At 43.5% G+C, this 1247-nt stretch carries 1 pseudogene; it reads right to left on the minus strand.

Going from position 1 to position 1247, the window contains the following annotated elements:
- Positions 1-1247, minus strand: a pseudogene (locus tag PGQ38_RS20930) (SpaA isopeptide-forming pilin-related protein); the annotation flags it as partial.

Below are 1247 nucleotides of genomic sequence, written 5' to 3' on the forward strand. Positions count from 1 at the left end.
TGGAATCTGTCACATCGGTTTTACTGATTTCTACTTTTGTGACATCATCTAACATCTGGTGCTTCTGAACTTCTGCAGTATCTTCCACCTTAAACTCAATACTTTCTGCGGTGGTATATCCATCTGCCGGTTTCGTTTCTACCATGGTATAGGTTTCGCCTACCAGCAGGCCACGGATCATATGGGGTTCTTCCGTAGAAATCCACTCTTCCACAACAGTTCAAGCTCTTTTCCATCTGTTAAGTCTGCCTTGGAAAGCTCTACAGAAGTCTGCACATCCTCAAAGGTAAATTCATAAACAGCCTGGGTGGTTTTATCACCCTGATACTCGAAAGTAAATTCCTGGGCTTCGGTCGCACGCACATATCCGTCAGGTGCATAGATTTCTTTCAGGTAATACTTTGCACGGATTGGAAGATCCGCAATAAAGTGGATCCATCCGCTTTCATCTGTGGTCTTCAACTCAATGATGGTATCCTTTTCAATCAGTACTTTACCGCCTGCAGATGTAATGTCCTCCGCTGCAAAAAGTCCAAAGATAGCGCCGGAAAGAACCTTGTCGCTGTCTTTTTCTTTCTTTAAAACATTTACCTGCACTTTCTGACGGCGGTTCTGCCAGTCCGCACTATAGGTTACAACCGGAGTGTCCTGGTCACGGTAGGTAAGATCCACGTATCTTGGCTCGTCATCTAATACATATCCATAGGAGGTTTCACCCACCAGCTGATCTTTTGTATAATAATTTTCGCTCACACCATCTGTTGCGCGGATATCCTCGGCGGCATACACATTAAAAGAAACATCTGTCAGACTTCCGGTTACATAACTGAAGAAATGCTCCACTACACCTTTGGCATTATCAAGCAGGGTAACATCGTCCAGAAATTCACCTTTTTTATTTACCAGCAGGCGACTGCGGTATCGGAAATCTGAAAGGTGATATCTGTTGTGCGTAAATAGCCATACGGCGCAATCTGCTCCCGAAGAGTATAAGTCTCTCCAACTTTTAAGCCTTTTATTACATGTGGTTTGTCCTTTACAGATATCCAGGAATCCACTACTTCGCCCTTCTTATTCAGGATAAGTAAGGAAGCACCGTCCAGCTCCACACCAGTAATCACATCTGCTTTTGTGATTTCAACAGTCGTTGGCTGGTTTTTCTTTGTAGCAGATAATTTTACCACCTTAACATCCTGTCCTTGATAACTGGCATCAAATTCTATAATTTCATCCGAGGAAACATAGCC

It is taken from the genome of Blautia faecis (assembly GCF_027662325.1).
Lineage (GTDB): Bacteria > Bacillota > Clostridia > Lachnospirales > Lachnospiraceae > Blautia_A > Blautia_A faecis.